Genomic DNA, 25,056 nt, shown 5'->3' on the forward strand with positions numbered 1-25,056 from the left:
GGTCTTTAACCGCCTGTCTCTGGTAAGCTTGTTGGATACGATGACTCGGCTTCAGAGCCAGCCATGAACCGCCGTATACGGAACCGTACGTACGGTGGTGTGAGAGGACGGGGGAGGTAACTCCCCCTCCTACTCGATCGCCCGCCTCCCTCTGCAAGCTTGAAAGCACTGCTTTCAACAACTACTTGCTGGGCCGTGATGCACGGCCGTTACGACATGATTTGTCGCTGACTGTTGGTGCGATATCTGCTAAAAAGTCCCCGGCGGCTAAGGCTGCACACCGTTTCGTACTGATCTGGGGGAGGCAAGATGCCCACGTTTTTACACACAGCAGACTGGCAAATGGGGCGGGCATTCAGTCGCTTCGAAACAGAAGACGGCGCGGCGCTGGTTGAAGCCCGCTTTGAGGCCATTGAAAGAATCGCTCGCCTGGCTAACGAGCACCAGTGCGATGCGGTCCTGGTGGCAGGAGATGTCTTTGACGCCCAGATCGTCGCAGACCGAACCATTCGCCGCGTATTCAACGCTATCAAAGCATTTACGGGCCCTTGGGTAATGCTGCCCGGGAACCACGATGCGGCCTTGGTGGAAAGCGTCTGGACAAGAGCGAAGCGCCTCGGCGCGGTGCCAGAAAATGTCCATCTGGCTTTGGAACCGGGCATTATCCGTCTCGAACCTCAAGGCCTGGCGATCCTCTGCGCCCCTCTGACGCAACGCAACACCTACAGCGATCTCACTGAAATCTTCAATACGTGGGAAACCCCGGAACGCCTGATCCGGGTTGGCCTTGCCCACGGCAGCGTGCAAGGTGTGTTGCCCGACGACATTGACTCCGCCAATCCCATATTGCCAAACCGTGCCGAAGCAGCCCGTCTGGATTATCTCGCTCTTGGTGACTGGCACGGTACCAAACAGATTGATGAGCGCACCTGGTACAGCGGCACACCGGAGCCGGAACGGTTTCGGAACAACGGTGCCGGCTACGCCCTGATCGTCGATGTGCCCGGGCCAGGAGAGTTGCCGAAGGTAACGCCTCTGGAAACCGCCCGCTACCAGTGGCACCAGTGGCGTGAAACCCTGGCTGTTGAATCCGATCTGGACCAAATGCTGGAAAGACTCCAGGCGCTACCCGAGTCATCCGTGGTTGATCTTCGCCTGGAAGGATCGGTCACTCTGGCCGGTGAGGAGAAACTGATTAATGCGTTGTCCGTGGCCGAGGCCAGGTTCCGGAGCATCCAGTGTGATCGAAGCGGGTTGCAGCTGGAGCCCACCGACGAGGACATCGCTGCCCTGAAGGCGGATGGATACGTAGGGGAAGTCATCGAACATCTCAGAACCCAACAAAAGGACGGCGACGCTGAAGTTGCACGGGATGCCCTTGCCATTCTCGCCGGGCTGCTGAAAGACCGGAAACTGGAGGCCAGCGAATGAAACTTCGTCGTCTGAAGGTGGAGCAGCTTCGCCAGTTCCGGCAGCCGTTTGTGATGGACGACCTGCAGCCGGGGCTGAATCTGATTCACGGCCCTAATGAGTCCGGCAAGAGCACCCTGGTGCGGGCCATTCGTGCCGCCTTCTTTGAGCGTTACCGGACCAGCTCTGTGGAGGATCTTCGCCCCTGGGGCGATTCTGCGGCAGCCCCTACCATTACATTGGAGTTTGAGGCCCAGCAGAAGTCCTGGCATCTGGTAAAAAGCTTTCTCCAGCGCAAACGCTGCGACCTCAAGATCGATTTGGACAGCTACAGCGAAGACGAGGCCGAAGAAAAACTCGCAGAACTCCTTGGCTTCCAGTTCTCCGCCAAGGGCGTCAGCAAGCCCGAGCACTGGGGCGTGCCCGGGCTGCTGTGGGTTGAGCAGGGTACCGGGCAGAACATCGAACAGGCGGTGGAGCATGCGGGCGATCACCTCAAGTCAGCGCTCAATTCCCTGGTCGGTGAAGTGGCCAGCACTGGTGGTGACGAACTGATCGAACAGGTCAAAGCCCGCTGGAGTGAACTGTTCACACCGACCGGCAAACCCCGTGGCGATTACCAGAAACTGGAGAAAGAGCGGGAAAAACACCGGCAGGAAATCGACGAACTGCAGGCGCGCATCCAGAATTACCAGGAGCAGGTAGACCGGCTTGGCAAACTGACCCAGGACTACGAACGCACCCGGCATGAGCGCCCCTGGGAAGAGGCCGAGCGCCAGCTTGAACAGGCGAAGGAGCGGTACCGGCAAGTCGAGAGGCTCGAGCAACAACAGGTCCGGGAAAAGGAAACCCTGACCCACCTGCGGAACAACCAGCAACTGTTACGGCAGAACCAGGAACAGCTGCAAAGCCTGAGCAAGAAACTGGATGTCCGCAAGGTGGAACTTGATAAAGCCCAGTGGGAGCTGGAGCGGGCTGAGGCCCGCAGCCCGTCCATTGCGAGTAAGGTCCGGGAGGCAAAGTCTGCCTATGAAGTCGCCACAAAGCAGGTCGACCAGGCCCGCCTGCAGGAAATCCGTTCCCGGCTGGAGCAGGACATCCGCCGGCTCGAACAGCAATCCCAGACACTGGCCCGGAACCTTGCGAACGCCCGGCAGTACCAACATGAGCTCGAACAAGCGAGAGACCAGGCGCGGCAGAATCAGATTGATGCCCAGGCGGTGAAAATCCTGAAGGACACCGGGCATGAACTGAAAGACGAGAACATTCGCTCGCAGACCATCGCAACCCGATTAACCTGGCGGCTGGAGCCAGGCGCCAGGTTGGCTCTGAATGAGGAACCGCTGGAGGGGCAGGGCGAGAGACAATTGCTGGAGGAATCCAGCCTGGTGATTCCGGGTGTAGGCACGTTGGGAATCACCCCTGGTGGAGCGGATCTCGCCAGTACCCGCCGTAAACTTTCGGCGCTGGAGCAAAGCCTGACCGAACAGATGAAAACGCTCGGGGTGAGCTCCGTTCAGCAGGCTGAGTATCGCGTGGCAACCTATGAGGCCGCCGAAAGGACGCTGCGGCATACCCGCGAGTTGCTCAAGTCTGTTGCACCTATGGGTATCGATCAGCTACTGGCGGACCAGAAAGAAACCGAATCCCAGCTGCAAAATGCAAAAACCGAACTGCAAAACAGCCCGGCCCCAGAGCTGGGTCAGCAGCCACAGGTAACCAACCTTGCCTCAGCGGAAGCAGGGCGTGCCCAGGCGGAAACCCGGCTGGCCGAAGCGGAGGCCGAGGAACGGAAGCACCAAACGGAGCTTTTGACCCGCCGCCAGACCCGCGACAATGCTAAATCCGAGTGGCAACAGCTGCAGGACGAAGTGCAAAACCCGGAGCACCGGAAACAGCTCCAGAGGCTCTCAACAGAGCTGGCGGAAATTGAAGAAAAGCGGGTTCGTCTGGAGGCCACCCTGCAGGCCCGTGAGCAGGAAATACAGGAAGCCCGCCCGGCGATCCTGAAGCAGGACATCGAACGCTATCAGCGCAGCATCACCAACCTGCGCCAGACCCAGGAAGAGCGGCAGCGGGAATTGAGAGATATACAGGTGAGGCTGGAAGCCTGGGGTGCCGAAGGCCTGGAAGAGCAGTTCAGCGACAAAGTGGCCGGGCTTGAACAGTGCAATCGACGCTACCAGGAGCTGCATCGTCGCGCCCAGGCGCTGAACCTTCTGCTCTCATTGCTGACAGAAAAACGGCAGGCACTGACCCGGCGCCTGCAGGCACCCTTGCAAAAACACCTGAACCACTACCTTTCACTACTGTTCCCGCAAGCCACCCTGGAAGTTGATGAACACTTAAGGCCGGGCACGTTCACTCGGGGCACCGAACTGGGGCAGATTGCCGAGTTAAGCTATGGCGCCCGCGAACAAATGGGGCTGATCAGCCGCCTCGCCTACGCAGACCTGCTGCGGGAAGCCGGAAGGCCCACTCTGGTGATACTGGACGACACTCTGGTGCACAGCGACACGGATCGCCTGGAAGACATGAAACGCATTCTGTTCGACGCCGCCAACCGGCACCAGATACTGCTGTTTACCTGCCATCCGGAAAAGTGGAGTGACCTGGGTGTTGCGCCCAGGGATATTCAGGCAATGAAAGAGCAGGCTACTGGTAACCTGGGCTAGAAAGCTGCCAGGGACAATAATTCGTCCACTTACAAGCGCTGTTGGGGGGGCGCGCCGTTGATGGCGTATTTGAGGCTATGCTCCAACAACATCTGTCGTTTTCCCGGGCGCCTTAGACTTTCCTACAACACCGCTCACCATCATCGGCTTGCCCAGGCAAAAAATTGCCTGCCATATCAGTACCTTTCCTTACTTTATTACTGCTACCTGACGAAAAATTGACAATTTATTAATTGGAAAAATGACAGATATCACGTCGATAATCCGCCTCGTTTTATAGAATTTCACAAATTCGACGAAAAACAGGTGCCGAGTTAATATGAAACGCGTCATAAAATTGTCTAAGGCATGGATTGCCGCGTTTGTTCTTGGAGTGCTGCTTACAGGGTGTGGGGGAGGTGGTTCCAGCGCTTCCAGTGCGCCAGCCTCGTCACCGGAGAGCTCTGCGGTTCTGAGTTGGAGTGCGCCGCTTACCCGGGTTAACGGTGAGAGCATCCCGATGGGCGAACTGGACAAGTACGTTATCCGGTACGGTCAGGATACCGATAACCTCAGCAAGGAAGTAATTGTCACCAATGCGGCTGCCGAGGCGGAGATGTCTTACGAAGTAAGCGGGCTGGAGAACGGCACCTGGTACTTCACCATTCAGGTTCAGGACGTCAATGGGCTGATCAGCGAGCCCTCCGAAGTAGTAAGTAAGGCCTTCAGTTCCTGAAGTCCGCAACCCGTTGCCTGAAGGTATTTAGCCTCAGGCCATTGGGTCGGCGATCGGCAGTTTCAGGGTGAAGGAAGAGCCTTCGCCCGGCGTAGACGATACCGAAATTTCCCCTTTGTGTTTTTCTACCACGGTTTTCACGAAGGAAAGCCCGAGTCCGGTGCCGTGTACTCCTGCCAGCTCGCTGCTTTTCTGCCGCCGGTAACGGTCAAACAGGTATGGCAGTTCTTCCGGATCGATGCCGGAGCCCTCATCAGCGATGGCAAGGCACGCCTGATGGCCCGCCCGGAATACCTGAATGCTGACGGCGGAACCTTCCGGGCTGTACTGAACCGCGTTGGTGAGCAGGTTGATCACCGCTCGCTCCAATAGCTCCGCGTTACCCCGGAGCCAGAGATCTTCCGTGCCCTGCAGCTGAAGCTGTATCTGTTTCTCCACCGCCTGTTCACTGACGCTGTCCCGGGCGTTTTCAACGATGGCGAGGAACTCGCATTCGTAAAACCGGGTCTCGGTGAGCTGTTCGGCCCGGGCAAGCTGCACGAATTCCTCGGCCAGGTGATAGCTTCGCCGGGCGAGTCTGCCCAATTGTTCCAACTGGCTTTGCTCAATGTGGCTGGGGTCGCGTTTGAGCTGCTCGATCAGCGCCAGCTGGGAGACCAGCGGTGAGCGGACATCGTGGGAAATAAAGTCGATGGCCTCGCGATGCTGGCGCTGCTGCTCTCGCAGTTCCGAGATGTCGGAAATGTTGGCGATGATGCCTTGCTGGTCGCTGTCGGGCAGTGAAAACGGGGCGAAGTGGATCAAAAAGTCCTTGTCGCGAATTCTCAGGTCCACGGTGCGGCTCTGCCGCAGCGTGAGGGTGTCTGAAACCGTTTCATGCCAGGGAGGGGTTTCCCGGGGGTCGTGGCCTTCAAGGAGTTTAACGAGAGGCAGGCCGCCCAGGCTTGGCATGGGTTCCTGGAACCATTCTTCGATATGGCCGTTGGCGAAGCGGATAACACCCAGCTCGTCGGTCACTATGATGCCATCGGGCATTCGCTCGAAGCTCCTGCGGATGAACTGCTGCATATGATTCAGCCGATCCGTGGCAGCGCGAACCCGTTCGATCCGTGCGGAGATGTTCTCGCTGGGCCGGGCGATGCGGTTTGCCGGTGCGGTCTGCTCAAGGTGGAGTCTTCGAAGATAGCGCTGGATGACTTCGCGGCCGAGGTCGTTGGGCAGTACCAGGCCAAGATGGTAGCGGGTGCCTCCGCGCAAGAGCTGAATCCAGCTGCGGTTGCTGTCGTGGAGCCAGTGGCCAGGGGTCAGGTCTTGTGGAATGTCGGCGGGGGAGAGGTCCCGCCTGGACAAAATGTCGCTCTCCTCTGTGAGTAGCCATCCGGTGGGCTGGAACAGGGCCTGGAAATGCTCCAGCAGTTGTGTCGGATGCCGGCCTGAAGGCGCAGGCAGGGCAACCTGGGGGCTTCTGGCCAGATCATCCAGCTGGCGGTTCAGGAAGCGGTTGGTCATGGCCAGGCGAAGGCCGCTGGATACCGGGAAGGCCAGGAAAGGAACGATCATCGCGCTGGCGAGTGGTACCCACCATCGGAGAACCAACAGCATGAACAGGTAGAACCCGGCCAGCGCAATCACGGCAGTTGTGCAGGCCAGGAGGGTACGTGCCGGCCGCATGGAGGGAAGGGCAAGCGCGAGTGCCAGAATGGTTGCCAACGCCAGAAAAGCAGATGCCCACTCCGGTGCCGGGCGAATAAGCAGCCCCCTGGCCTGGGCGGAAAACACGTTGGCGTGGAATTCAACGCCGGACATGGGGCGGCTGAGGCCGGAGAAGGGCGTTGGCAGTATGTCTCCGAAGCCGGCAGCTGTGGCACCTACAAACACCGTCTTGCCGTTGAACAGTTCCGGCGAGGGTGGTTGCGTCAGTACCTGCGCGAACGAGTACGCCGGCAGGGAGCCAGCACCGCCGATCAGCGGAACCGCCCGGTACTGATCCCGTACGTTCACGTAAGGGGGTGTGTCCCTGGTTTCTGCGCGTTGCGGCGCTTCGCCCGTGGCGGCCAGGGAAAGGCTGGGCCAGAGGCGCTCGCCGAGGCCGTTATAGAGATAAAGGCCGCGGGCGACGCCGTCGTTGTCCAGCTCTACATGGGCGTGGCCAAGGCCAGCAGCCGCCGAAGCAAGTTTGCTGACGGGCAGTTGTTCGCTTAACAAGTACTGGGAGGTGGGCGGTGACAGGTAAACGGGCAGAATCACATTGTCGTGGTTGCGCATCTGTTCGGCCAGTTCATCATCATCTGATGAGGGCTCGGCAAACAGGATGTCCAACACGATCGTCTCGGCACCTGCCTGGTTGAGTTTGGCGATCAGTTCCGCGTGCAGGTTCCTGGGCCATGGCCAACGGCCCAGACGGTTCAGGCTGAGTTCGTCGATGGTAACCAGAACAACGTCGTCAGAGGCGTGCACCGGGCTGGCGGTGATGGCCCTGTCGTACAGCCAGTAATCGAGGCGCTGGGGCAGGGTGGTGGTCTGGATGAGCAGAAGGAGTGCCAGCAGTATCAGGCCCAGTGTCCAGGGGGTCGTTTTTATTGGCAGCCAATCCCGGTTCATGAGCCCTGCTGTGTGTTTCGTCGATCAAAGGATTATTCCAGGTACAATTCCCTCCCGGGTCCCCAGCGGCTTTGCAGCGGACCGTCAGAAAGAGCTTTCAGGCGCACAAAATACCGCCTTCCGGGAATCAGACGCAAGGCTGCTGTGGTATCAGACAGCGTGGCTTCCTTGATGATGTTGTTGAATCCCGGCTCTTCAGACAGCTGCAAGCGGTAATCTGTGGCCGTGACGATCTTTTCCCAGAACACCCGCACCTGGCTGTCGATGTAGTTGACGCTGATGATGCGCACCGGCGGCAGGCTGCCGTTTACCACCAGTTGCCGGGGCCCGGTGGTGGCCACGGAGTTGCCGCCGGCCTCGGTCACCACCCGCCAGTAATATTTGCCCGGCCCAAGGGGGCGAGACGGCAGGGCGGAGGTTTCCGGTGCCCATTCGCTGGTGGCGACCAGGTTCCGGAAGTCTTTGTCTTCGGCGATTTCCACCCGGGCCACTTCGTTATCGCCATTGAGCTGCCAGCGGAATTCCGGCATGTCATCGTTTACGGTATCACCGTCTGAGGGCGACATCAGACTTGCTATTCTGGCCTGCAGGTCGACTTCGACCGGAATCACACCGGGCATACCGGCAGTGCCACGGCTGTCCAGGGCGGCCAGGTGAATTTCGTAGCTGCCGTTGTCCAGCCGGCCGATATCAAAGCTGTTGCCGGTGATTTCCCGGCTCTCCACCCAACGGCCGCTGTCGGCTTCAAAGATGTCCACCCGGTGCATGGGGGCCCGGCTTTCCCGCCAGGTCATGGTTGATGGCAGTTGGGTCAGCGTGGGTGGCAGAGGGTTAATTTCCGGAGCGGGCGGCAGGCGGCGAATACTCAGGCCACTGGTGCTATTGGTAGACAGGCTGGCGCCGAACCCGGCTGGGATGCGGCGGGTTTTGCCCGGCGCGCCGAAATCCACCTCGCCCTTGGTTACCTGCAGGCTGGTGCCTTTGGCTGAGGCCTGGAGGGCAAATGCGGTGCCGCGCACGGCGGCCACGGCGGACGGAGTTTCAATCTCAAAACGTGCTCCGCCTTCCATTATCGGTTTCACCCGGGTGTGGATTTCACCGTGGTTGAGCCGCAGGCGGGTGTCGACCATACCGGCTTTGCCGTATTGGGTCAGACGGTTGAATATCAGGCGGGAGTTAGGCGAGATCCGTACTTCCGAGCCGTCGGCCAGTTCGATGGTCGCGGTACCAGAGGCAGACAGAATCTCGTCGCCTACTTGAATCAGGGTGTCTTCGGTCAGGCGAATCTTGCGGCCAGTGTTGCCTGAAATCAGTTGAACGGTTCCCGAGACGGTGGCGGCCTTCGCCGGTTGGGGCTGGCGCTTCAGCCAGGCCAGGGGAATGCGAATGGCGTCGCCGGCTCCGAGGGTGGCACCATTGGTGATCTTATTGTACTGAAGCAGGCGGTTGGCGCTGTACTTCTGTGCGAGCAAGTCGTTTGCCACTTCCGGGAAACTCTCGCCCGGGTGCAGGGTATAGATCCATTCCGGCACCAGGCTGGCAGATGAAGCGTCAGACTGCCCGGCGGACCCACGGGTTACCGACAGCTCCGCGCCCGCCGGAAACGCACAGGCCAGGAGGACAATTATCAGCAGCAGTGCAGGCAGCTTTGGCGCCGGGGCATCAATCATTGGTTACCGTGTCTGTCTCAGTCGGATCAACATCCTGCTCCCGGGCTTTCATGGCTTCCAGGCGGTAGCCGCGCTGGTAAATGGTTTTGATCCGGAAACCGTTTTCCGGATTCAGACCCAGACGACGGCGAAGGCGGCTCATGTGGGTGTCAACCGTGCGGGTGTTGATGTCGCGGGCCAGGCCCCAGACGCGCTCCAGAAGCATTTCCCGGGTAAGCAGGCGGCCCTGGTTCTGGAACAGGAACAGGGTCAGGTCGAAATCCTTGTCCGTCAGCGTGAGTCCTTCGCCGTGCAGAGAAATGATCCGGTGCTGAGTGTTGATTTCGAAGGGCCCGTAGCGAAGTGCTTCTTTCTCGCTGTCCGGGTTTGTGCGTCTGGCCAGGGCGTTGATACGTGCCACCAGTTCCGCCGCCCGGGCAGGCTTGGCGAGGTAATCGTCGGCACCCGCATCCAGGGCGCGGACGATATCCGCTTCACTGTCCCGTTGGGTGAGGAAAACCACGGGAATCGGCCAGTTCAGTTGGGCCCGTATGCTTTCAAGAACATCAATGCCGGTCATGTCCGGAATCTGCCAGTCCAGAATCAGGAGGTCATAACTGCGGTGCAATACCGCGCTCAGAAAGCTCTGGCCGGTAGGGAAGCTGTCGCAGTGGTGTCCGCGCTCAGACAGAATCGACTGGATGTGCTGTGCCTGTTCGGTTTCGTCTTCAAGCAAGGCAATACGCATTAAGTCTCTCCCGGAGTGTTGCTTCTTTTTTTGCCTGGCATGGCGCCGAGCTTTGGGCAGAGTGCTCTGCTATATCAATCAATTATCACAAAATGTGCATCTGTGTTCAGTATCGTTATGTAGACTTGCGTAAACGGACGGCGGGCTTTCCGTTGTCGTCATCCAGTGTTTGTCGGCAGCCGGGGAAATTACTGCAGCCCCAGAACCAGCCTTTTTTGCCTTTTCGCCGAACCAGGGGCGAGAAGCAGTGGGGGCAGGGGATCGGTTTCTGGCTGGTGCCGTCCTGGGGGCTGGCCTCTTCCAGTGGCCGGGTGCCGCGGCAGTCCGGATAGCGGGTGCAGGCATAGAAGCGCCCGAACTTGCCGTCCCGTTCGAGCATGGGGGCCCGGCATTTTGGGCAGTGGGGCGGGTTCTCGGGTGCGTCTGTGTCCGGGGGCGTGGAGCCGCCGGCTGGCTGCCCCTGGGGCCGGTTCAGGAAGCCGCGGATTTCCCGTTTCAGGGTCTCCAGAAACTGTCTCGGGTCGCCCTCGCCACGGCGGATGCCCTCCAGGGTGGCCTCCCACACCGCCGTGCGATCCGGCTTGCTGACCGATTCGGGCAAGGCACGGATCAGGGCTTTGCCTTTGTCGGTGGCGCGGATGTGCCGGCTGTCCCGGTACAGATAATCCCGTTTGAACAGGGTGTCGATGATGGTAGCCCGGGTAGCTTCGGTGCCCAGGCCATCGGTCTCGCGCAGGGTTTTGCGAAGCTCGGCATCGGTTACAAAACGGGCGATGTTGGTCATCGCCGAGAGCAGCGTGGCGTCGGTAAAAGGCTGGGGTGGTTGGGTTTTGCGTTCGGCGATGGTGCTGTCTTCGCAGAACACCGGTTCGCCCTTCTCCAGCCGGGGCAGCGGTGTTTTCTCCGGCTCGGCACGCCCTTCCCGGAGTTTTAGCTCCAGGGCTTTCCAGCCGGGCACCAGAATGGCCGTTTCCGTGGCGCGGAACTGATGCTCCGCTACTCGTACCGTCAGCTTGCCTTCCCGGTGAACTGCGTCTGCAGCGAACTGCATCAGGTAGTAGCGGCTGATCAGGCCGTAGATTTTCTGTTCCGCCGCACTGAGTTTGCCGTTGGGGGACGGCCGGCTGGTTGGAATGATGGCGTGGTGGGCATCGACCTGTTTATCGTTCCAGGCGGCAGTCTTCCTGCCCAGGTCTGCGCCATTGCAGGCTTCCTGAAGATCCGGTGCCACCCGGCCAATGGCACGCACTACCTGTTCCCGCTGGTCGTAATGGCCCTCAGGCAAGTACCTGCAGTCGGAACGGGGGTAGGTGATCAGTTGGTGGCGCTCGTAGAGGTTCTGGGCGGTATCAAGCACGTCTTTGGCACCCATCCGGAACAGCCGGCCGGCTTCGATCTGCAGCGCCGACAGGGACAGTGGTAGCGGCGGTGCTTCCGGCCGGTCGCGGAAGCGGGATTCGGTGATGGTGCCGGGCCGGCTTTGTACGCTCTCGGCTATCTGCTCGGCCACTTCCCGGCTCAGCAGGCGGTTTTCTTCGTCCAGGTGGTCCCGGAATTGTTCGTCGGGCAGCCAGCGGGCGGTGAAGGTTTGCTGGTCGGCTTCCTCTTCCTGGGCCTTGAAGCGGGCTTCAATCCGGAAATAGGGCTTGGGCCGGAAGTTTTCGATGGTGTTGTCCCGTTCCACCACCAGGCCAAGCACCGGGGTTTGCACCCGGCCAACGGAATAGACGCCTTGTTCGCCCTGTTGCTGATAGCTGAGGGTGTAGAAGCGGGTGAGGTTGATGCCGTAGAGCCAGTCGGCCCGTTGCCGGGCCAGCGCCGAATGGGACAGGCGCCGGAATTCGCGGTTGTCTTTCGGGCTCTGGAGGGCTTTGGCCACGGCTGCCGGGGTCAAATCGTTGATCAGGATCCGCTTTACCGGTGCGCGGGCGCCAAAATAGCGGATAACTTCGTCTACCAGAAGCTGGCCTTCGCGGTCCGGGTCGCCGGCATGGGTGATGGTTTCGGCCTGGCGGATCAGGGATTCGAGGACATTGAGCTGTTGCCGCACGCTGTCCTTGGGCATGACTTGCCATTTTTCGGGAAACATGGGCAGGTCTTCCTGGCGCCATTTTTTCCAGGCCGGGTTGTAGCGGGCCGGTTCCGCCGGTTCCAGGAGGTGGCCGATGCACCAGCTGACAGTGGCAGCCTGTTCGCCCTGGCCACAGCGAATCCAGCCCTGGCCTTTCTGGTGCGGGCCGGGGAGGGCGGCGGCGATGGCGCGGCCCAGGCTTGGTTTTTCGGCGATGTACAGGTGCATGGGGTCTGGTGTTTTGGAAACGGGATGGGAATGTGGCGCTTTGGCTTTGAGCTGTCAAGGTTCGGGCGGTGCCTGATATGTGTAGTAGACTGGTGGGCATGGGGGAGGCGGCTGTGGAAGTAGCTTTCCCAAAAGACGCCGTGAACCCTTCCATGGGGGCTTGGTGTTGCCATCCATGGCAACACACACTTTTGGGAAAGCTATCTCCATACCCGCGTCGGGTCACATGCAATTCGCCCCCTTAACCTCGGGTTGAGCAGTAGGAGTCCTAAAACATGAAAATTCAAAACGCAATTGAAACCAAACTGAACGAGGCGTTCGATGCGCGCTTTCTTCAGGTGGAGAACGAGAGCCACAAGCACAGTGTGCCGCCGAATTCTGAAACTCATTTCAAGGTGACGCTGGTGTCACCGGAGTTTGAGGGGCAGATGAGGGTGCGGCGGCATCAGGCGATTTATAAGGTGCTGGCCGAGGAACTGGAGGGGGAGGTGCATGCGTTGGCGCTGCATCTGTATTCTCCAGAGGAGTGGGAGGCGTCCGGGCAGGTGGCGCCGGAGTCTCCGAATTGTATGGGCGGGTCCAAGAAGGGTCCGGCGATGGCGGCACGATCCGCTCAGGGAGAGGGTTAATGAGTCAGTTTTTCCAGATCCATCCGGAGACGCCGCAGAAGCGTCTGATTAACCAGGCGGTGGATATCCTTCGCCGCGGGGGGGTGATTGTGTACCCCACGGATTCCGCCTATGCCATTGGTTGCCACCTCGGTGACAAGCAGGCGGCGGACCGGATCAAGCGGATTCGCAGGCTGGATGACAAGCACAATTTCACGCTGGTGTGCCGGGATCTTTCCGATATTGGCGTGTATGCCAAGGTAGACAACACCCAGTACCGGTTGCTGAAGAATTTCACGCCGGGGCCCTACACCTTCATTCTGGATGCCACCAGTGAGGTGCCGCGCCGGTTGCTTCATCCCAAGCGGCGGACTGTCGGTGTGCGGGTGCCGGACAATGCCATTGTTCAGGAGTTGCTGGGTGAGCTCGGTGAGCCGATTATGAGCAGCACGCTGATCCTGCCCGGTGAGACAGAGCCGATGACCGATCCCTACGACATCCGGGATACCCTGGAGCATGAGCTGGATCTGATTATTGACGGCGGGTTCTGCGGCATGGAGGCAACCACGGTGGTGGACTTCACCGGCGAAGCGCCGGTGGTGACCCGGGTTGGCAAAGGGGATCCGGCGCCTTTCGAAGTTTGATTACCCGGATGGGGCGCTGTCGGCCATCCTATGCCCGGGCGTTCAGGTTGAAAGCGTACGCCCGAGTATTGCCCGCCGCTTCTATCTGCCCGGCGCCCACCGAGCGCCGCAGGGTATCGTACCGGTGAACCAGGTCCTGAAGGCCGTTGAACTGCTGGTTTTCACTGATCAGTGTGTCCAGTAGCGGGTTGTTGACCCCGTAGGCCTGGTTCAGCTTGAGCGCGTTGTCCATGAAATCAAGCGTCGGTTCGTTGACGCTCAGGCGATTGAACGCTTCCTTGAAGTTTTTGTTCACGTTCAGGTCTTTTTCAATCAGTGCCCGGGTTTTGTCTGCAATTTTTCCTTCCACGGCAACGCTGCCGTTTTCATATTTGCTTACGTTGAGCGCGGTTGCCGGGTGCAGGTTGTATTCGGCAAGTTTATGCCGAAGTGTCTCCCGCACGAAGGCAAGATCCTGCCCCACGGTTTGTTTGTAGTCGGCCATGGCGAGCCGGCGGGCCTTCAGGCGGCCGAGGTCGGTCTGACTGTTGTCCGAGGGTGTGAAGCGGTCATCACCGGCGGTCGGCTCGGCTTCTACGGTTTTTGTTTGGGCCTTGGCCGCTGCGGTTTCCGGGCCTGTGGCCGGTGTCTGGCGCTTTTCCATGGCCTGCTGGAACTGGGTGCTTGCCCGGATCAGTGAAGTCAGTAGGGACATGGATGGTTTTCCTCCTTCGGCTTGCCCGAGAGCGGTTGCCGAACAGTCAGTGCTTGAGATTTCTGGTACTTACCACTGGTTCCTGCAGCTTTCAGGCCAACTCCACCGAACTTTCCCCGGTTTGCTTTTTCCATGCAGGGAGTGTCATTGACCTCTCCCCGATCTGACCCAAGTCAGGAAAAAAATGACACATATCTATAAAGTCCGGCGACAGTTGGCCGTTATTTTATCCAGTCAAACCAATTTTCAAGCCGCCCGCAGAGCGGTTCCTGAGTCGGGTTATCATGAAAAAACACTACTCCATTCGATTCCTGTTACTCGTTGCCCTGGCGACGGCTTTCTCGCTGGTACTTGTGTTTACCGTGCTCTATAGCGCGAATTCACAGCGTGCCCATGTTGAAGAGTTCAGCCACAAGTATGTCGACGGGCTGGCCAAGTCCTATTTCGACGGGCTGAACACCATGATGATCACCGGCACCATTGGCAACCGGGATGTGCTTCGGGAAAAGGTGAAGGCCCCCGAGGATGTTCTGGATGTGCGGGTGATTCGAAGTGATCTGCTGAACCGGGTCTTTGGTACCGGCAAGGAGTCCGAACAGAAACGGGAGCCCCTGGACAGGAAAGCGCTGTCCGGCGAGCGGGTGGAGGCTTATTCCAAAAATGAGGAGGGCCGGGTCTACACCCTGATTGAGCCGGTGATTGCCCGGGAGAACTATCAGGGCGTTAACTGCCTGGGTTGCCACCAGGCCAGGGAAGGGGACGTACTTGGCGCTATCCGGGTGGATTATTCCCTGGCGGGAAGCGATGCCCGTTTGCACCAACAGCTGCTCACCAGTGGTGGCATCCAGGTGGCCATATTCGTCGCCGTGTTTTTCCTGACGGCAGCGGCCTTGGGCCGGCTGGTGTTTTCCCGTCTGCGCCGGCTCCACGACAGGATGGACGAGATCTCCCGCAATTCCGACCTGACCATTGAGCTGGAAGTAACCCGTAATGACGAAATTGGCTCTGTCTCCCGCGCGTTTAACCGGATGATGGCGAAGATCCGGGAGAGCATGAACACCGTGATGGACAACGCCGAGCAAGTGGAGCAGGCGGCCCGCAGTATTGCTGGCAAGGCGGACACCACCGAGCGCGAGGTGCTGGCCCAGCGGGACAACACCGACCAGGTGGCCAGCGCCACCACGGAAATGGCGGCTTCCGCCGTGCAGGTCCGGGAAAACGCCATTCACACCACCCGTAAATCGGCGGACACAGCAGAATCCGCCACTAAGGGTGAGAGCCTCGCCCGCAACGCGGTGGAAGGCATCGGGGCGCTGAACAGCGAAGTACAGAGCGGCGCACAACGCATCGAACAGCTGGATCAGCGCACTAGTCAGATGTCGGATATGCTGGAGGTAATCTCCAACATTGCCGACCAGACCAACCTGCTGGCGCTGAACGCCGCCATTGAGGCCGCGCGGGCCGGTGAGCAGGGCCGTGGCTTCTCGGTGGTCGCCGATGAAGTGCGCGCACTTGCCTCACGCACCCAGGATTCAACCGAGGAAATCCGTAACACCATCAATGGGCTTAAGGGCGAAGTGGTGGACTGCGTGGCCACCATGCGACACGCCTCGGAGATGGCCGAACAGCAGGTATCCGCGATTCTCAAGGTGGAATCCGAGCTACAGGCCATTGCGGCGGCGGTGCGCCAGATTACCGATCTCAACCAGGAAATGGAAAGCGCTGCCAATGAGCAGAGCGAGGTTGCCGAATCCATCAATCACAACGTAATCGAAATCAGCCGTTCGGCGGAGCAGACCTCCGGCGACGCCAAGGAGACGGCCCGCATTGCGGGAGACTTGCTCTCCATGGCGGAAAACCTGCGAAAAACCATCGAGCAGTTCCGGCTTAACCAGGGCGGTCGCCATAAACCGGCGCGTTAACAGTTACCACGCCAGCCAGATAACGTGACGAGCGCCCTTGCCAGGGCGCAAAGCCCGCACCGTAACCGGCTCCACGGAAAACCCGGCGCGGCGCAGCCTCTCGGTAAATGCGTGCTCCGGGCCGGCGGACCAGTAAGCCAGGATGCCCTCGGGGCGCAGGGATTTCTGGGCCGCGGCAATACCATCCGGGGAGTAAATCCAGTTGTTCTCCTTGCGGGTCATCCCTTCCGGGCCGTTGTCGACATCCAGCAGGATGGCATCCCATTCGCCATCGCTGCTTCTAAGCAATTCCGCCACATCACCAACATGAACGCTGGCCCTGGGATCGTTCAACGGGTTCCTGGCAGCAGCGCCCAGCGGCCCCCGGTTCCACACTTCAACTTCGGGAACCAGTTCAGCCACCGTTACCTGCGCATCCTCGCCCAGTGCTGACAGCGCTGCGGCCAGAGTAAACCCCATTCCCAGCCCGCCAATCAGTACCCGGGGGGAGGGTTGATCTGCAATCCGCTCGCATGCCAGCGTGGCGAGCGCATCTTCCGAGCCGTGTATCCGGCTGTTCATCAACTCACCGGTAGTGCCGGCAATCTTGATAGAGAACTCATCGTTGCGCTGAAGCAGGCGTAATCGGGTTCCCTTGCCGGGAATGATTGCGGTGCCGATTTCGGTGAAGCGGGCCATTTGGGGTTCCGTTTGGTGGGTCGGACTCGCATCTTAACTTAGAGAATCCAAAAAAACGGAATACAACGATGAACATTCTTACGATTTATCGGATGATCCAGGGCAAAAGGACTATCTGGCGAAACACTGATGGACAGAAAACTTTAATCAGCCAGCGATGCGACGACGAAGTAGGTTTCAGGACTTCCTCTACTTCGTCAGCGCTCGCTGTGGATTAGAAGTTGTAACCCAGACCCACCGTATAAGCCCAGGCTCCGTCGTCCTGGAAGGCATCCGATGCGTCGTTGGTGTCGCTGAAGAAGAACTGGTATTCGGCTCGGGCGAGGAAATAGGTCTTCGTCCGCACGTAGTACTTTATTCCCGTTTCCAGGCCGGCGAAGGCGCTGTCCTTGACGCCATCGCCGTAGATCCCGCCGAGACTGCCGCCGACAAAGGGGCGCGCGCGATCAGCGAGAAACTGATAGTTGAAGTAACCACGGGTTGAGCCGTTCCAGAAATCATCCTTGACACTTTCTCCTTCGATGCTGGCGTAATTGATGCTTTGCCGGGCACCGGCAACCATGTTATCCCGCAAATACCAGCCCAGATCGCCGGTCACGCCGAAGCTGCCGCTGTTGAAATCCCGGTCGTTACTGCCTGTTCCGGAGAGGGAGAATTCGCGGTCGCCTTCATTCGGGCCGAACTCTGGGGATTGTGCGGATGCTGCCATAGGCAGGGTACCCAGAAAACAGAGCGTGATTGCCGCAGTGTAGACTCTGATCATGAGAAGCTCCTTACTTGCATTTTTCAGATTGCATTTCCGAAATGCGCTATTACGTGCTCGGCCCGGACCCGTTACGCAGCAGATGCCAAGGCAGTCAGCGGACGCCAGCACAGGCTCTCAGGATCAGTGTTTGACCGCTCGTCTGTCTGTTCGCAAGCACACACAGGAGGCTGAAAAGGGGATTTAAGGAGGGAGGAGAGTCGATACTTCTGGTCGGCTTAATCACACGAACTGTGTTGACGACATCCAGTGTTGATGCGGCAAGCGGATTGGTTTATGCCCGGCGTGCCTACACCGGAAAGTTTCCCCGGAAACGCCCGACAGGGGATTATTTATGGCATCAAAGAAGTAAGTCAACGTTACCGTGTTTGCTCCAAGAGCATTTGGCGATGGTTCGAGAAGGTCGCTTTCCGAAGCCGGTCCTGCTGTCCCCAAGAACCGCGCGGTGGCGTGAAGAGGGCCCCACTGAATTCTGTCCCTTAATAGACTTTATGAGATTAGAAGTCTAATATGAGACTGTTGATGCGCATAAAGCGGGGTTAGTATGATGAGTGCGATTGCAGAGAAAAAATCACTCGCTGAAGCCCGTCGCATGGGTGTCAGTGGCCTAAAAACTGCGTTCAACATTCTCGATAAATGGGGATGTAGTGCCGAACAGATGCAGGCTATTCTGAGGCTCCCGAAGGCAACCTTTTACAAGTACCGGAACGATCCCGAGAGCGCCCGTCTGGACCGGGATCAGGTCACGCGCATCAGCTACCTGCTGAACATGCATCAGGCCCTGCGGATTGTGTTTGAAAATCCGGAGAACGTGTATGGATTCATGCGAAAGAGGAACCACAACCCCTTTTTCCATGGTAGGGCTCCGCTGGAGGTGATCGAAAGCGGAGATTTTGCAGCGCTATACGAGACGTTCAGGCGCATTGACGCCCTGCGTGGTGGTCTCTGGTGATGGGGTTAAACCTCCCGGTCATAACGGTTCCGAAAACAAAGGGCTTTCGCCTGGTCAACTCCAAGCTTCCTCCCATTGATATATTCAACGATGTGGCCGATCCCGATGAGTTTCAGGATCTTTTCGACCTGCAGGCCATGACAAACCCTCGCCTCAAGCAGGAAGTCGGTGACCTCAATTACATCGACCTGGAGGAAATTCCCTGGGGCATTCCCGGTTGTCCCTATGCTGCGTCGCCCTTTACCCATGTTTCCCCGGACGGAAGTCGGTTCAGTAACGGCGAGTACGGAATGTTGTATATCGGCGACACCATGGAGACAGCGCTCGCTGAGGTTGAATATCACCAGGGCCGATACCTGGCGAATATCGAGGACCTGAAATTCGACCGAATGATCTTCCGTGGCCTCGCCTGCACGTTTACCGGGGGCGTAATTCATGATGCCACCGCGTTGGCGGCGACCCACGGGATATACCAACCTGACGACTATTCCGCGTCTCGTGTGTTGGGTGCGCACCTTCGTGCTGGCGATTCTGAGGGAATCCAGTACTGGTCAGTGCGAAATTCCGGTGCCACTTGCTGGGGGTTATTTACACCAAGACACGTTCATTCGGTTGTACAGGCTGCGCATTTCGAATTCATCGTGTGTGGCGGGGAGATCGTAGACAGAAATAAAGTTCTCGGTATATGAGTTTTTCCAAAAACGCTAAAAAATTAACCTAAGCCCGGCCTCCAGTTACAGAGATACGGGGGGCACTCTGGACTAAGTGTATGTGGCGGGATGGAGCGGCATCTTAGCCTGCCCGCACCAATTACGGGTACCGGGCCGATGCTCGCCGGCATTTATTCTCTGGGGGGCTCATGCGGGCAGGCTTCACGTGGAATGGGTGGCAACCTTCAGCGGTTTACGCGGTGTCTTGGCAGTTTTCATACAAGGCTCACGTTTTCGCTCGCCATAAACCGTTAACGTTTGCGGGTTGTGAAAACCAGATCAAACGTTGTCAGGGAAGAATTCCATGATCACTCATCTCAAACCCGAATTTCGAAAGGCTTGGTTGCTTGCTGTTTTACTTTTGCTTGGCTCACTGCTCGCCGGATGTATGCCGGGTACAATTGAAACTGCCGCAGGCACCGCTTTCATCTGGGATCAGAAACAGGACTACAAACACAAGGGTGAAGTAGACCGTGCTGTCGACAGGTATGTGAGAGACCACGCCGAATCGCCTTGCAAGTATGGGGAGGACCGGGTGATGACCTCGGCGGTCGAAATTCTTAAAAAATACAGGCTTACAGGCCTGAAAGAGGTTTACAAAAGGCTTGAGGGCATCTATGAAGACGAGAGTCAGCCGGATAACGTTCGGGCTGGTGCTCTGTATAACATGGCGGTTTTGCAATCACGCAGGCATGCACCCAAAAAAATACTGGCCAGGGAGTTCTTCAAGCGGCTTTACATCGAGTTTCCCAACGAGTACCGCTGTATTTTTAAAGCAACGGAATGGCGGGATTCCATGATTGAACAACAGTTACTGCTGCCGGACGAAACCGTGGAGTCGTTTCTGCGTGAGGCCGCGGAAGATATCGAGAAAAGAAAAGGAGTGCAGTGACCGGTTGCGGCCCTGTGAGAAGAAGGCCTGCTCGCCAGTGCCCATCCAGAAACACGCGTTTTCAACCAGTTTGGCTCATCCCTGGATGTCGGTTTTGCTTTTTGCCAGCAGCCGACTGATCACATGCACGCCATCATTCAGCAACTGGCTGTCACTGGGCTGAGCAGTAGGGCTGGCCACCACGGTACTGTCGATGCGCAGCTTATCCAGAGAAGCCACCCCCGTGTCCCGCGGGCGTCCAATCTGGGCAAGGCAAAGAACTGGCGTCCTGCCAGCCCTCTGCAGGCTGTCTCTATTACAGCATTTTTTTCAGCTGTCCGTAATCTCCGCCGGTACGGAGCACCAGGGTGATGTCGTTGTCATTCCGGTTTCTGAAGAACCAGCCATGGTTGCCGGTAAAAGCGGCTTCCAGTTTGCCTTCGTCTTCCGGCACGCCCCGGCCTTTCTCGTATGAAATTGACTGGCCGCCCCCATCGCCATGGGTGTCGTAGTTGATGGGGCCACCCTCGGATGCCCAAGAGAACCGAGCCACGGCACTTTCTTCCATGGTGAGCTTGAACTCAGTACCTTCGCCAGGCGTGAGAACCACGCGCACTTCATCCTGCCACTGCGGTTCCGCAGGTACTGCTTCTGATGCTGTTTGCGCCTCGAGGGGCGCAGTTTCTGGCTCCAGGTTCGAGGCTGCTTCCTGGGTGGGTTCTTTAGCTACAGGTTGTGCTACTTCTGCTGCTGCCTGCTGATCGCCCGAGGATTGAACGGCAACCATCTGGGCGGCCTCGTCAGCGGCGGCCTCTTCGGCGAGCTGTTCCTTGATCTCGCCCATCTCGGTCAATCCCAGCAGTTGGCCCGCTCCGGTCGGGTCCAGGGCGTACTCGGCGGGCATTACCACAGTAACCAGCAGAACCAGTGCCACAATGGCAGCGATGATGGTTGATCGAATCAGTTTGGCGGCGCTGGGCAATTCTTCACGGCTTGGTGTATCGGTGTTGTACATACTGAATCTCCAGAATTAGGCGGCAAAATAACCGGTGAGCTGATAGCCAAAGAGCAGGAAACCTGCGCTCATCATGGCCGCGTTGGCGGTGTAGGCGTGGCGGAAAAAGCCGTCGGTTTTACGCCAGAAGCTGATGCCGATCAGGATCATGGCCAGGGCGATGAGTTGTCCGATTTCCACGCCTACGTTGAAGGCGAGGAGGTTCGGGATTAGCCCATCCGGTGAGATGTCGTATTCGATGATCTTGGTGGACAGGCCAAAGCCATGGAAGAAACCGAAAATGAGCGTGGCCGCCTTGGTGTTAGGCTGGAATCCAAACCAGCGCTGATAAGCACCAATATTGTCCAGTGCCTTGTACACGATGGAGAGACCGATAATTGCATCAATGATGTAGCTGTTGATGCCCACGTTGAAATACACCCCCAGCAGCATCGTGGTGGAATGCCCCAGGGCAAACAGGCTCACGTAGATCGCGATGTGCTTCATTTGGTAGAGGAAGAAGATCACACCCAGCAGGAACAGCAGGTGGTCATAACCGGTGACCATGTGTTTGGCCCCGAGGTAGGTGAACGCAATGAGGTTTACACTGGTAATTTCCTGAATGTACCCCTTATCGCCCTGGGCGACAGAATGGGCCAGCACATCGGTACTCAGGCCCAGCAAGCCCAGTGTCAGAAATATCCAGAAGAGACGACTGCCTGCGCCCGTCGAGGACATAATACGGCAACCGCCAAGCAAACTTGACAACATAAAGACTCCAATCGAATTTATTTCCGTGGGCCGCCTAAGCGGCAAGAATCAAGCAGGAAGGAGTGCTTTTGGAGGGCGTTCGAGCCGATAGCGCAAGCTGCGGGGGGAATCACCGGCAAAGGGCACCTGTTGCCGGAGAACGGTAAGGCTTTGTGAAACCAGGGGAACCCTTAGCTGGTCCACTGTCTCGTGGGTGTGATTTCCCGCATCGTGGTGCAGTGAGACCTCTGGTTCTTCGTCAAAATCATGGCTGTGCCCATGCCCACCATGACTGTCTGAATGGCCGCTGAGTCGTGATTCCCAATCACCTGCCAACTCAGCCACGCCGTGAGAGAACACCTCGCCAATCACCGACAGTGACAGGCCCGCCAATGCGAACAGCATGACGAGCGTCGGAAGCAGTTTTCTTTGGTGAATGGCCGAAATCATCAGTTTGTTGCGTCGAGTCGGTTGTTGGATTTCAGCGAAAACAAAGGATAACATCCCCCCGTGGGGGATAGGAATTAAACATGGTAAATGATCATACGCATCAATCGCACTCGAACATCATCAAACGCCTGAAGCGGGCCAGCGGCCATCTTGAAAGCGTGATTGGCATGATTGATCAGGGAAAACCCTGCCTGGAACTGGCGCAGCAGCTTCACGCTGTGGAAAAGGCCATTCAGCAAGCCAAGCGCGTACTGGTACAGGACCACATTGAGCATTGCCTGGACGATGCCATCGGGCCGCTGGAGCCGGACCAGCAGCGGCGCGTCGATGAATTCAAGGCAATCGCCCGGTATCTTTGATTCCATCACTGTTGCTTCTCTGTGTTACTCACACCGCAAAGGTTCCACCGTCACGTGGACCAGGGAGTGGCAGCGGGCCTGAATGCGTTCCTTGTAGACTGTGGGCGACTCGGGCTGGTGGGAGACCACTGAGACAATAGCCGCATGAATGTTTGGGCCAATCGCCCACACATGCAGATCACTGACTTTGGCATCGTCGTCTTCCACTGCCAGTTTGACGGTTTCCTCCATGTCTTGATGTTGCTCATCGAGGAGCACTTTTGACGTGTCTTTCAACAGGTGCCAGGACCAGCGTGTTACCAGAATGGCACCGATAATACCCATCATCGGGTCCATCCAGTTCCATCCCGCATATTTACCGGCTACAAGGGCAACAATGGCCAGGACTGAGGTCAGGGCATCGGCAAGCACATGAAGGTAGGCCGCCCGGCGGTTGTGGTCATGGTGGTGATGGCCGTGATCATGCCCGTGACTGTGGCCATGGTCATGCCCCGCATCCCCCAGTATCCAGGCTGACACCCCATTGACCACGAGGCCGATGATGGCCACGAAAATTGCACCATCGAAGGAAATGGGGACTGGCTGGATAAAACGCCCAACGCTCTCGATGACCATGTAGAGAGCAAAGACAGCCAGTAGAATCGCACCGGTAAAGCCGCCCAGCGCATTGACCTTCCCCGTACCAAAAGAGAACCGAGCGTTGCCTGCATTTTTCCTGGCGTACGCATACGCGAAGGCGGCAATGCCCAGAGCCACCGCGTGCGATCCCATGTGCAGGCCATCGGCCAGCAAGGCCATTGAGCCGTAAACGATCCCTGCCAGGATTTCCCAGGCCATCATCGCCAACGTCAGGCCCACCACGATGAGTGTTCGGATTTCGCCAGAGCGCTTCAGATCCTGACCGAAGATGTGATTATGTTGCCAATGGTCGAGTCGTTCGTGGTGCATAACAGTATTCCTGGCAAGGATGACGAATAGTGAGCCTGAGGGCCAAGATCGAGCTTTTGACACATCCCCCCAGGGGGGATAGCATGAGAATGCTACTGTAGTCAGATGACTACCACAACCTTTCAGTCCTGACCATGTCACTAGAGAGGCGATGCTTGAGATCCTAAAACACCGAACCTATCGCCATTTGTTCCTGGTCCAGGTGGTTGCATTGCTGGGTACGGGGCCGACGTCATCAACTTAAGCCCCGGACAAGCCAAAAGCCAGCCCTGGCAGCCTGTCGGACGTCATGGGCAGGGGATAAACAGCGTCACCGGGGTGATGTGGCAACGGTCAGCGCCGGATGAGGCGATCTGCAGGGTTTGCTTGAGGCGCAGGTAGTCGGTTTCGATGCCCCAGCGACGGTGGTAAAGCGGGGCAAAGTCGGCGGCGGGGAAGGCCTGTGCATCCCGCAGGGAGGTGGCGAGGACTTCGGTGGTACCCCCGGCAGGAACCAAATTTGGTCACAAGTTATTGGTAATTATGATTTAAGTTTATCGAGATGCTTTTTGTACCCCCATATGTACCCCCAAATTGTCGCCGACTGCAGAGGGTATGTTAGTTTGCTAGCTAACTGGTAGGTATTTAACGGATGGTTATGTGCTTTTGAAGTTTTAGTCGCATAGCGCAGGTAGATCCTGCCTCTGGAAATCCGAAACACGATAACTCTATCCCGAAGCCGGCTCAATGCGAAGTTGACCCAGTCGCCTCATTCTAATACCTTTAGCGCAGGTGTTTGGGCACGCCACCGCGCTTCCCGCGATACGTAAAGCTCCTTGCAGCCCTTTGCAAAACAGTTTGTTCCTTCACCTTTTCGGGCGGAGGCTAAGCGGGAATGGCAGCCGATACGATTTGAGTTGGAGGGGACGATGTACCCAGCACCTACACCTACCGCATTTCTTAAACACCTGACACGTGCAGCCAAAGAAGAGTCGAGGGCGACTAGACCTGGCTATACCTACCATCTGGAGCGGATCGCTCGGTTCAGTGGCTTCTCACCTTGGCGCGCCCTCTCAGCGGCCGTTGAGTCCCACCGAGATGCAGATGCGCCGCGGTATTTAAATCCGGAATTCTGTCTGCGAGTACTAAACGGGCTTGAAAAAGCGCTCCCCTCGACGATAGACCGGTTCGCCGTTCGAGAGGCGGAACGCATCATTGAAGATTCAGGACTGTGTTTTGCTGTTCCAGAAGCCGGATCAAAAGATCTCAATGCCGTCGATTTATGGGACTTCCTTGAGGAGGAGCTTCCTGATGCCTGGTCTTCCGAGCTCAAACGGAGAACCTATGACTCCCTTGCTGTTCAGGGCACGACGCTGACGTTAGAGGAGATCATGTTCGAACATTAAATTGTTCCGGTTAGGCAAAACCCGTTTTTTTAAGGATCTTTCCACCCGGTTCTCCGGGTGGTCTTATTTCTGCACCAGGTACCATCTCAGCTAGCCCGAATTATTCATAAAAAAAGGCGAACCTTGCTCAACCCATTGATATAATGGGAGTTACGCCAATAACGCTTCGGAAGAAGCTAAACAAGGTTCGCCCATGTCTGATTCTATCCCAACTCAACTGCGCTTTCCTCC

Annotated in this window: 22 protein-coding genes and 2 pseudogenes; 11 read left to right on the forward strand and 13 right to left on the reverse strand. The window is 57.8% G+C overall.

Translation table 11 applies throughout. The annotated features are described in order from the left end of the window. The first annotated feature begins 309 nt into the window (after positions 1 to 309). The 3 genes from AC13C0_RS00890 to AC13C0_RS00900 all read left to right on the forward strand — a co-directional run bounded on the left by AC13C0_RS00890 (position 310) and on the right by AC13C0_RS00900 (position 4,800). Positions 310 to 1,431 (forward strand): metallophosphoesterase family protein, encoded by a 1,122-nt coding sequence (locus tag AC13C0_RS00890; protein WP_117620080.1) that lies wholly within the window; start codon positions 310 to 312, stop codon positions 1,429 to 1,431. Continuing rightward, complete coding sequence (locus AC13C0_RS00895; RefSeq protein ID WP_117620081.1) at positions 1,428 to 4,085, forward strand: AAA family ATPase; 2,658 nt, start codon at positions 1,428 to 1,430, stop codon at positions 4,083 to 4,085. Before AC13C0_RS00890 ends, AC13C0_RS00895 begins: the two co-directional genes overlap by 4 nt. Positions 4,086 to 4,404: 319 nt before the next feature. Beyond that, positions 4,405 to 4,800, forward strand: coding sequence for a fibronectin type III domain-containing protein (locus AC13C0_RS00900; protein WP_117620082.1), 396 nt, complete (start codon positions 4,405 to 4,407; stop codon positions 4,798 to 4,800). 33 nt (positions 4,801 to 4,833) lie between these two features. On the opposite strand, the gene AC13C0_RS00905 is transcribed toward AC13C0_RS00900, so the two are convergent. From AC13C0_RS00905 to AC13C0_RS00920, 4 genes are all read right to left on the reverse strand, one after another. After that, positions 4,834 to 7,401, reverse strand: a complete 2,568-nt coding sequence (locus AC13C0_RS00905) for a CHASE2 domain-containing protein (protein WP_482953784.1) — start codon at positions 7,399 to 7,401, stop codon at positions 4,834 to 4,836. A 32-nt stretch (positions 7,402 to 7,433) separates the two neighbouring features. Continuing rightward, positions 7,434 to 9,071 carry a FecR family protein gene (locus AC13C0_RS00910; protein WP_117620084.1) on the reverse strand — a complete coding sequence of 546 codons (1,638 nt, stop codon included), beginning with the start codon at positions 9,069 to 9,071 and terminating at the stop codon, positions 7,434 to 7,436. Then, on the reverse strand, positions 9,064 to 9,798 hold the full coding sequence (locus AC13C0_RS00915) for a response regulator transcription factor (RefSeq protein ID WP_117620085.1): 735 nt from the start codon (positions 9,796 to 9,798) through the stop codon (positions 9,064 to 9,066). The genes AC13C0_RS00910 and AC13C0_RS00915 overlap by 8 nt, the downstream gene beginning before the upstream one ends. A gap of 115 nt (positions 9,799 to 9,913) precedes the next feature. After that, positions 9,914 to 12,097, reverse strand: a complete 2,184-nt coding sequence (locus AC13C0_RS00920; protein WP_117620086.1) for a DNA topoisomerase III — start codon at positions 12,095 to 12,097, stop codon at positions 9,914 to 9,916. A 275-nt stretch (positions 12,098 to 12,372) separates the two neighbouring features. On the opposite strand from AC13C0_RS00920, the gene AC13C0_RS00925 reads away from it, so the two are divergent. Next, positions 12,373 to 12,726 (forward strand): BolA family protein, encoded by a 354-nt coding sequence (locus tag AC13C0_RS00925; protein WP_117620087.1) that lies wholly within the window; start codon positions 12,373 to 12,375, stop codon positions 12,724 to 12,726. Then, a complete protein-coding gene (locus AC13C0_RS00930; RefSeq protein ID WP_117620088.1) occupies positions 12,726 to 13,349 on the forward strand; it encodes an L-threonylcarbamoyladenylate synthase in 624 nt (207 codons plus the stop codon). The genes AC13C0_RS00925 and AC13C0_RS00930 overlap by 1 nt, the downstream gene beginning before the upstream one ends. A gap of 28 nt (positions 13,350 to 13,377) precedes the next feature. Here AC13C0_RS00930 and AC13C0_RS00935 read toward each other — a convergent pair whose 3' ends face one another. Beyond that, positions 13,378 to 14,043, reverse strand: a complete 666-nt coding sequence (locus AC13C0_RS00935) for a hypothetical protein (RefSeq protein WP_117620089.1) — start codon at positions 14,041 to 14,043, stop codon at positions 13,378 to 13,380. 284 nt (positions 14,044 to 14,327) lie between these two features. Between AC13C0_RS00935 and AC13C0_RS00940 the strand changes: the two genes are divergently transcribed. After that, positions 14,328 to 15,965 carry a methyl-accepting chemotaxis protein gene (locus AC13C0_RS00940; RefSeq protein ID WP_117620090.1) on the forward strand — a complete coding sequence of 546 codons (1,638 nt, stop codon included), beginning with the start codon at positions 14,328 to 14,330 and terminating at the stop codon, positions 15,963 to 15,965. A 3-nt stretch (positions 15,966 to 15,968) separates the two neighbouring features. On the opposite strand, the gene AC13C0_RS00945 is transcribed toward AC13C0_RS00940, so the two are convergent. After that, a complete protein-coding gene (locus AC13C0_RS00945; protein ID WP_117620091.1) occupies positions 15,969 to 16,643 on the reverse strand; it encodes a spermidine synthase in 675 nt (224 codons plus the stop codon). Between the two features lie 214 nt (positions 16,644 to 16,857). Then, the gene (locus tag AC13C0_RS00950; protein WP_205422239.1) at positions 16,858 to 17,406 is read right to left on the reverse strand and encodes a hypothetical protein; all 549 of its coding nucleotides are present in this window, start codon (positions 17,404 to 17,406) and stop codon (positions 16,858 to 16,860) included. A gap of 547 nt (positions 17,407 to 17,953) precedes the next feature. Here AC13C0_RS00950 and AC13C0_RS00955 point away from each other — a divergent pair. The 3 genes from AC13C0_RS00955 (at position 17,954) to AC13C0_RS00965 (ending at position 19,960) form a co-directional block, all read left to right on the forward strand. Beyond that, entirely contained in the window at positions 17,954 to 18,358 is a 405-nt protein-coding gene (locus tag AC13C0_RS00955; RefSeq protein ID WP_227539578.1) for an antitoxin Xre-like helix-turn-helix domain-containing protein, read from the forward strand. Continuing rightward, positions 18,358 to 19,047, forward strand: coding sequence for an RES family NAD+ phosphorylase (locus AC13C0_RS00960; protein ID WP_117620093.1), 690 nt, complete (start codon positions 18,358 to 18,360; stop codon positions 19,045 to 19,047). Before AC13C0_RS00955 ends, AC13C0_RS00960 begins: the two co-directional genes overlap by 1 nt. Before the next feature lie 325 nt (positions 19,048 to 19,372). Then, positions 19,373 to 19,960 carry a hypothetical protein gene (locus AC13C0_RS00965; protein ID WP_341581617.1) on the forward strand — a complete coding sequence of 196 codons (588 nt, stop codon included), beginning with the start codon at positions 19,373 to 19,375 and terminating at the stop codon, positions 19,958 to 19,960. Positions 19,961 to 20,047: 87 nt separating this feature from the next. Here the strand turns inward: AC13C0_RS00965 and AC13C0_RS00970 are convergent. From AC13C0_RS00970 to AC13C0_RS00985, 4 genes and pseudogenes are all read right to left on the reverse strand, one after another. After that, a pseudogene (locus AC13C0_RS00970) lies at positions 20,048 to 20,188 on the reverse strand (ISNCY-like element ISMaq5 family transposase); the annotation flags it as partial. Between the two features lie 67 nt (positions 20,189 to 20,255). Further along, on the reverse strand, positions 20,256 to 20,954 hold the full coding sequence (locus AC13C0_RS00975; protein WP_341581618.1) for a hypothetical protein: 699 nt from the start codon (positions 20,952 to 20,954) through the stop codon (positions 20,256 to 20,258). 15 nt (positions 20,955 to 20,969) lie between these two features. Beyond that, a complete protein-coding gene (locus AC13C0_RS00980; protein ID WP_482953785.1) occupies positions 20,970 to 21,704 on the reverse strand; it encodes a HupE/UreJ family protein in 735 nt (244 codons plus the stop codon). A gap of 48 nt (positions 21,705 to 21,752) precedes the next feature. Next, entirely contained in the window at positions 21,753 to 22,133 is a 381-nt protein-coding gene (locus AC13C0_RS00985; RefSeq protein WP_482953786.1) for a hypothetical protein, read from the reverse strand. Between the two features lie 80 nt (positions 22,134 to 22,213). Here AC13C0_RS00985 and AC13C0_RS00990 point away from each other — a divergent pair, with 80 nt between their 5' ends. Next, positions 22,214 to 22,492, forward strand: a complete 279-nt coding sequence (locus tag AC13C0_RS00990; RefSeq protein ID WP_117620096.1) for a metal-sensing transcriptional repressor — start codon at positions 22,214 to 22,216, stop codon at positions 22,490 to 22,492. A gap of 24 nt (positions 22,493 to 22,516) precedes the next feature. Here the strand turns inward: AC13C0_RS00990 and dmeF are convergent, their stop codons facing one another. Beyond that, positions 22,517 to 23,440, reverse strand: coding sequence for a CDF family Co(II)/Ni(II) efflux transporter DmeF (gene dmeF, locus AC13C0_RS00995; RefSeq protein ID WP_341581620.1), 924 nt, complete (start codon positions 23,438 to 23,440; stop codon positions 22,517 to 22,519). A gap of 356 nt (positions 23,441 to 23,796) precedes the next feature. Beyond that, positions 23,797 to 23,928 (reverse strand): annotated as a pseudogene (locus AC13C0_RS01000) (IS4 family transposase); the annotation flags it as partial. Positions 23,929 to 24,348: 420 nt separating this feature from the next. Here AC13C0_RS01000 and AC13C0_RS01005 point away from each other — a divergent pair. Further along, positions 24,349 to 24,825: a hypothetical protein gene (locus AC13C0_RS01005; RefSeq protein ID WP_482953787.1), complete on the forward strand. Its 477-nt coding sequence runs from the start codon at positions 24,349 to 24,351 to the stop codon at positions 24,823 to 24,825. Positions 24,826 to 25,056 lie beyond the last annotated feature (231 nt).

It is taken from the genome of Marinobacter sp. B-21 (assembly GCF_056857895.1).

Coding starts and splice junctions, on each gene's coding strand:
- AC13C0_RS00890 (WP_117620080.1), top strand. CDS start 310: ATGCCCACGTTTTTACACACAGCAGACTGGCAAATGGGGCGGGCATTC.
- AC13C0_RS00895 (WP_117620081.1), top strand. CDS start 1,428: ATGAAACTTCGTCGTCTGAAGGTGGAGCAGCTTCGCCAGTTCCGGCAG.
- AC13C0_RS00900 (WP_117620082.1), top strand. CDS start 4,405: ATGAAACGCGTCATAAAATTGTCTAAGGCATGGATTGCCGCGTTTGTT.
- AC13C0_RS00905 (WP_482953784.1), bottom strand. CDS start 7,401: ATGAACCGGGATTGGCTGCCAATAAAAACGACCCCCTGGACACTGGGC.
- AC13C0_RS00910 (WP_117620084.1), bottom strand. CDS start 9,071: ATGATTGATGCCCCGGCGCCAAAGCTGCCTGCACTGCTGCTGATAATT.
- AC13C0_RS00915 (WP_117620085.1), bottom strand. CDS start 9,798: ATGCGTATTGCCTTGCTTGAAGACGAAACCGAACAGGCACAGCACATC.
- AC13C0_RS00920 (WP_117620086.1), bottom strand. CDS start 12,097: ATGCACCTGTACATCGCCGAAAAACCAAGCCTGGGCCGCGCCATCGCC.
- AC13C0_RS00925 (WP_117620087.1), top strand. CDS start 12,373: ATGAAAATTCAAAACGCAATTGAAACCAAACTGAACGAGGCGTTCGAT.
- AC13C0_RS00930 (WP_117620088.1), top strand. CDS start 12,726: ATGAGTCAGTTTTTCCAGATCCATCCGGAGACGCCGCAGAAGCGTCTG.
- AC13C0_RS00935 (WP_117620089.1), bottom strand. CDS start 14,043: ATGTCCCTACTGACTTCACTGATCCGGGCAAGCACCCAGTTCCAGCAG.
- AC13C0_RS00940 (WP_117620090.1), top strand. CDS start 14,328: ATGAAAAAACACTACTCCATTCGATTCCTGTTACTCGTTGCCCTGGCG.
- AC13C0_RS00945 (WP_117620091.1), bottom strand. CDS start 16,643: ATGGCCCGCTTCACCGAAATCGGCACCGCAATCATTCCCGGCAAGGGA.
- AC13C0_RS00950 (WP_205422239.1), bottom strand. CDS start 17,406: ATGATCAGAGTCTACACTGCGGCAATCACGCTCTGTTTTCTGGGTACC.
- AC13C0_RS00955 (WP_227539578.1), top strand. CDS start 17,954: ATGAGTGCGATTGCAGAGAAAAAATCACTCGCTGAAGCCCGTCGCATG.
- AC13C0_RS00960 (WP_117620093.1), top strand. CDS start 18,358: ATGGGGTTAAACCTCCCGGTCATAACGGTTCCGAAAACAAAGGGCTTT.
- AC13C0_RS00965 (WP_341581617.1), top strand. CDS start 19,373: ATGATCACTCATCTCAAACCCGAATTTCGAAAGGCTTGGTTGCTTGCT.
- AC13C0_RS00975 (WP_341581618.1), bottom strand. CDS start 20,954: ATGTACAACACCGATACACCAAGCCGTGAAGAATTGCCCAGCGCCGCC.
- AC13C0_RS00980 (WP_482953785.1), bottom strand. CDS start 21,704: ATGTTGTCAAGTTTGCTTGGCGGTTGCCGTATTATGTCCTCGACGGGC.
- AC13C0_RS00985 (WP_482953786.1), bottom strand. CDS start 22,133: ATGATTTCGGCCATTCACCAAAGAAAACTGCTTCCGACGCTCGTCATG.
- AC13C0_RS00990 (WP_117620096.1), top strand. CDS start 22,214: ATGGTAAATGATCATACGCATCAATCGCACTCGAACATCATCAAACGC.
- dmeF (WP_341581620.1), bottom strand. CDS start 23,440: ATGCACCACGAACGACTCGACCATTGGCAACATAATCACATCTTCGGT.
- AC13C0_RS01005 (WP_482953787.1), top strand. CDS start 24,349: ATGTACCCAGCACCTACACCTACCGCATTTCTTAAACACCTGACACGT.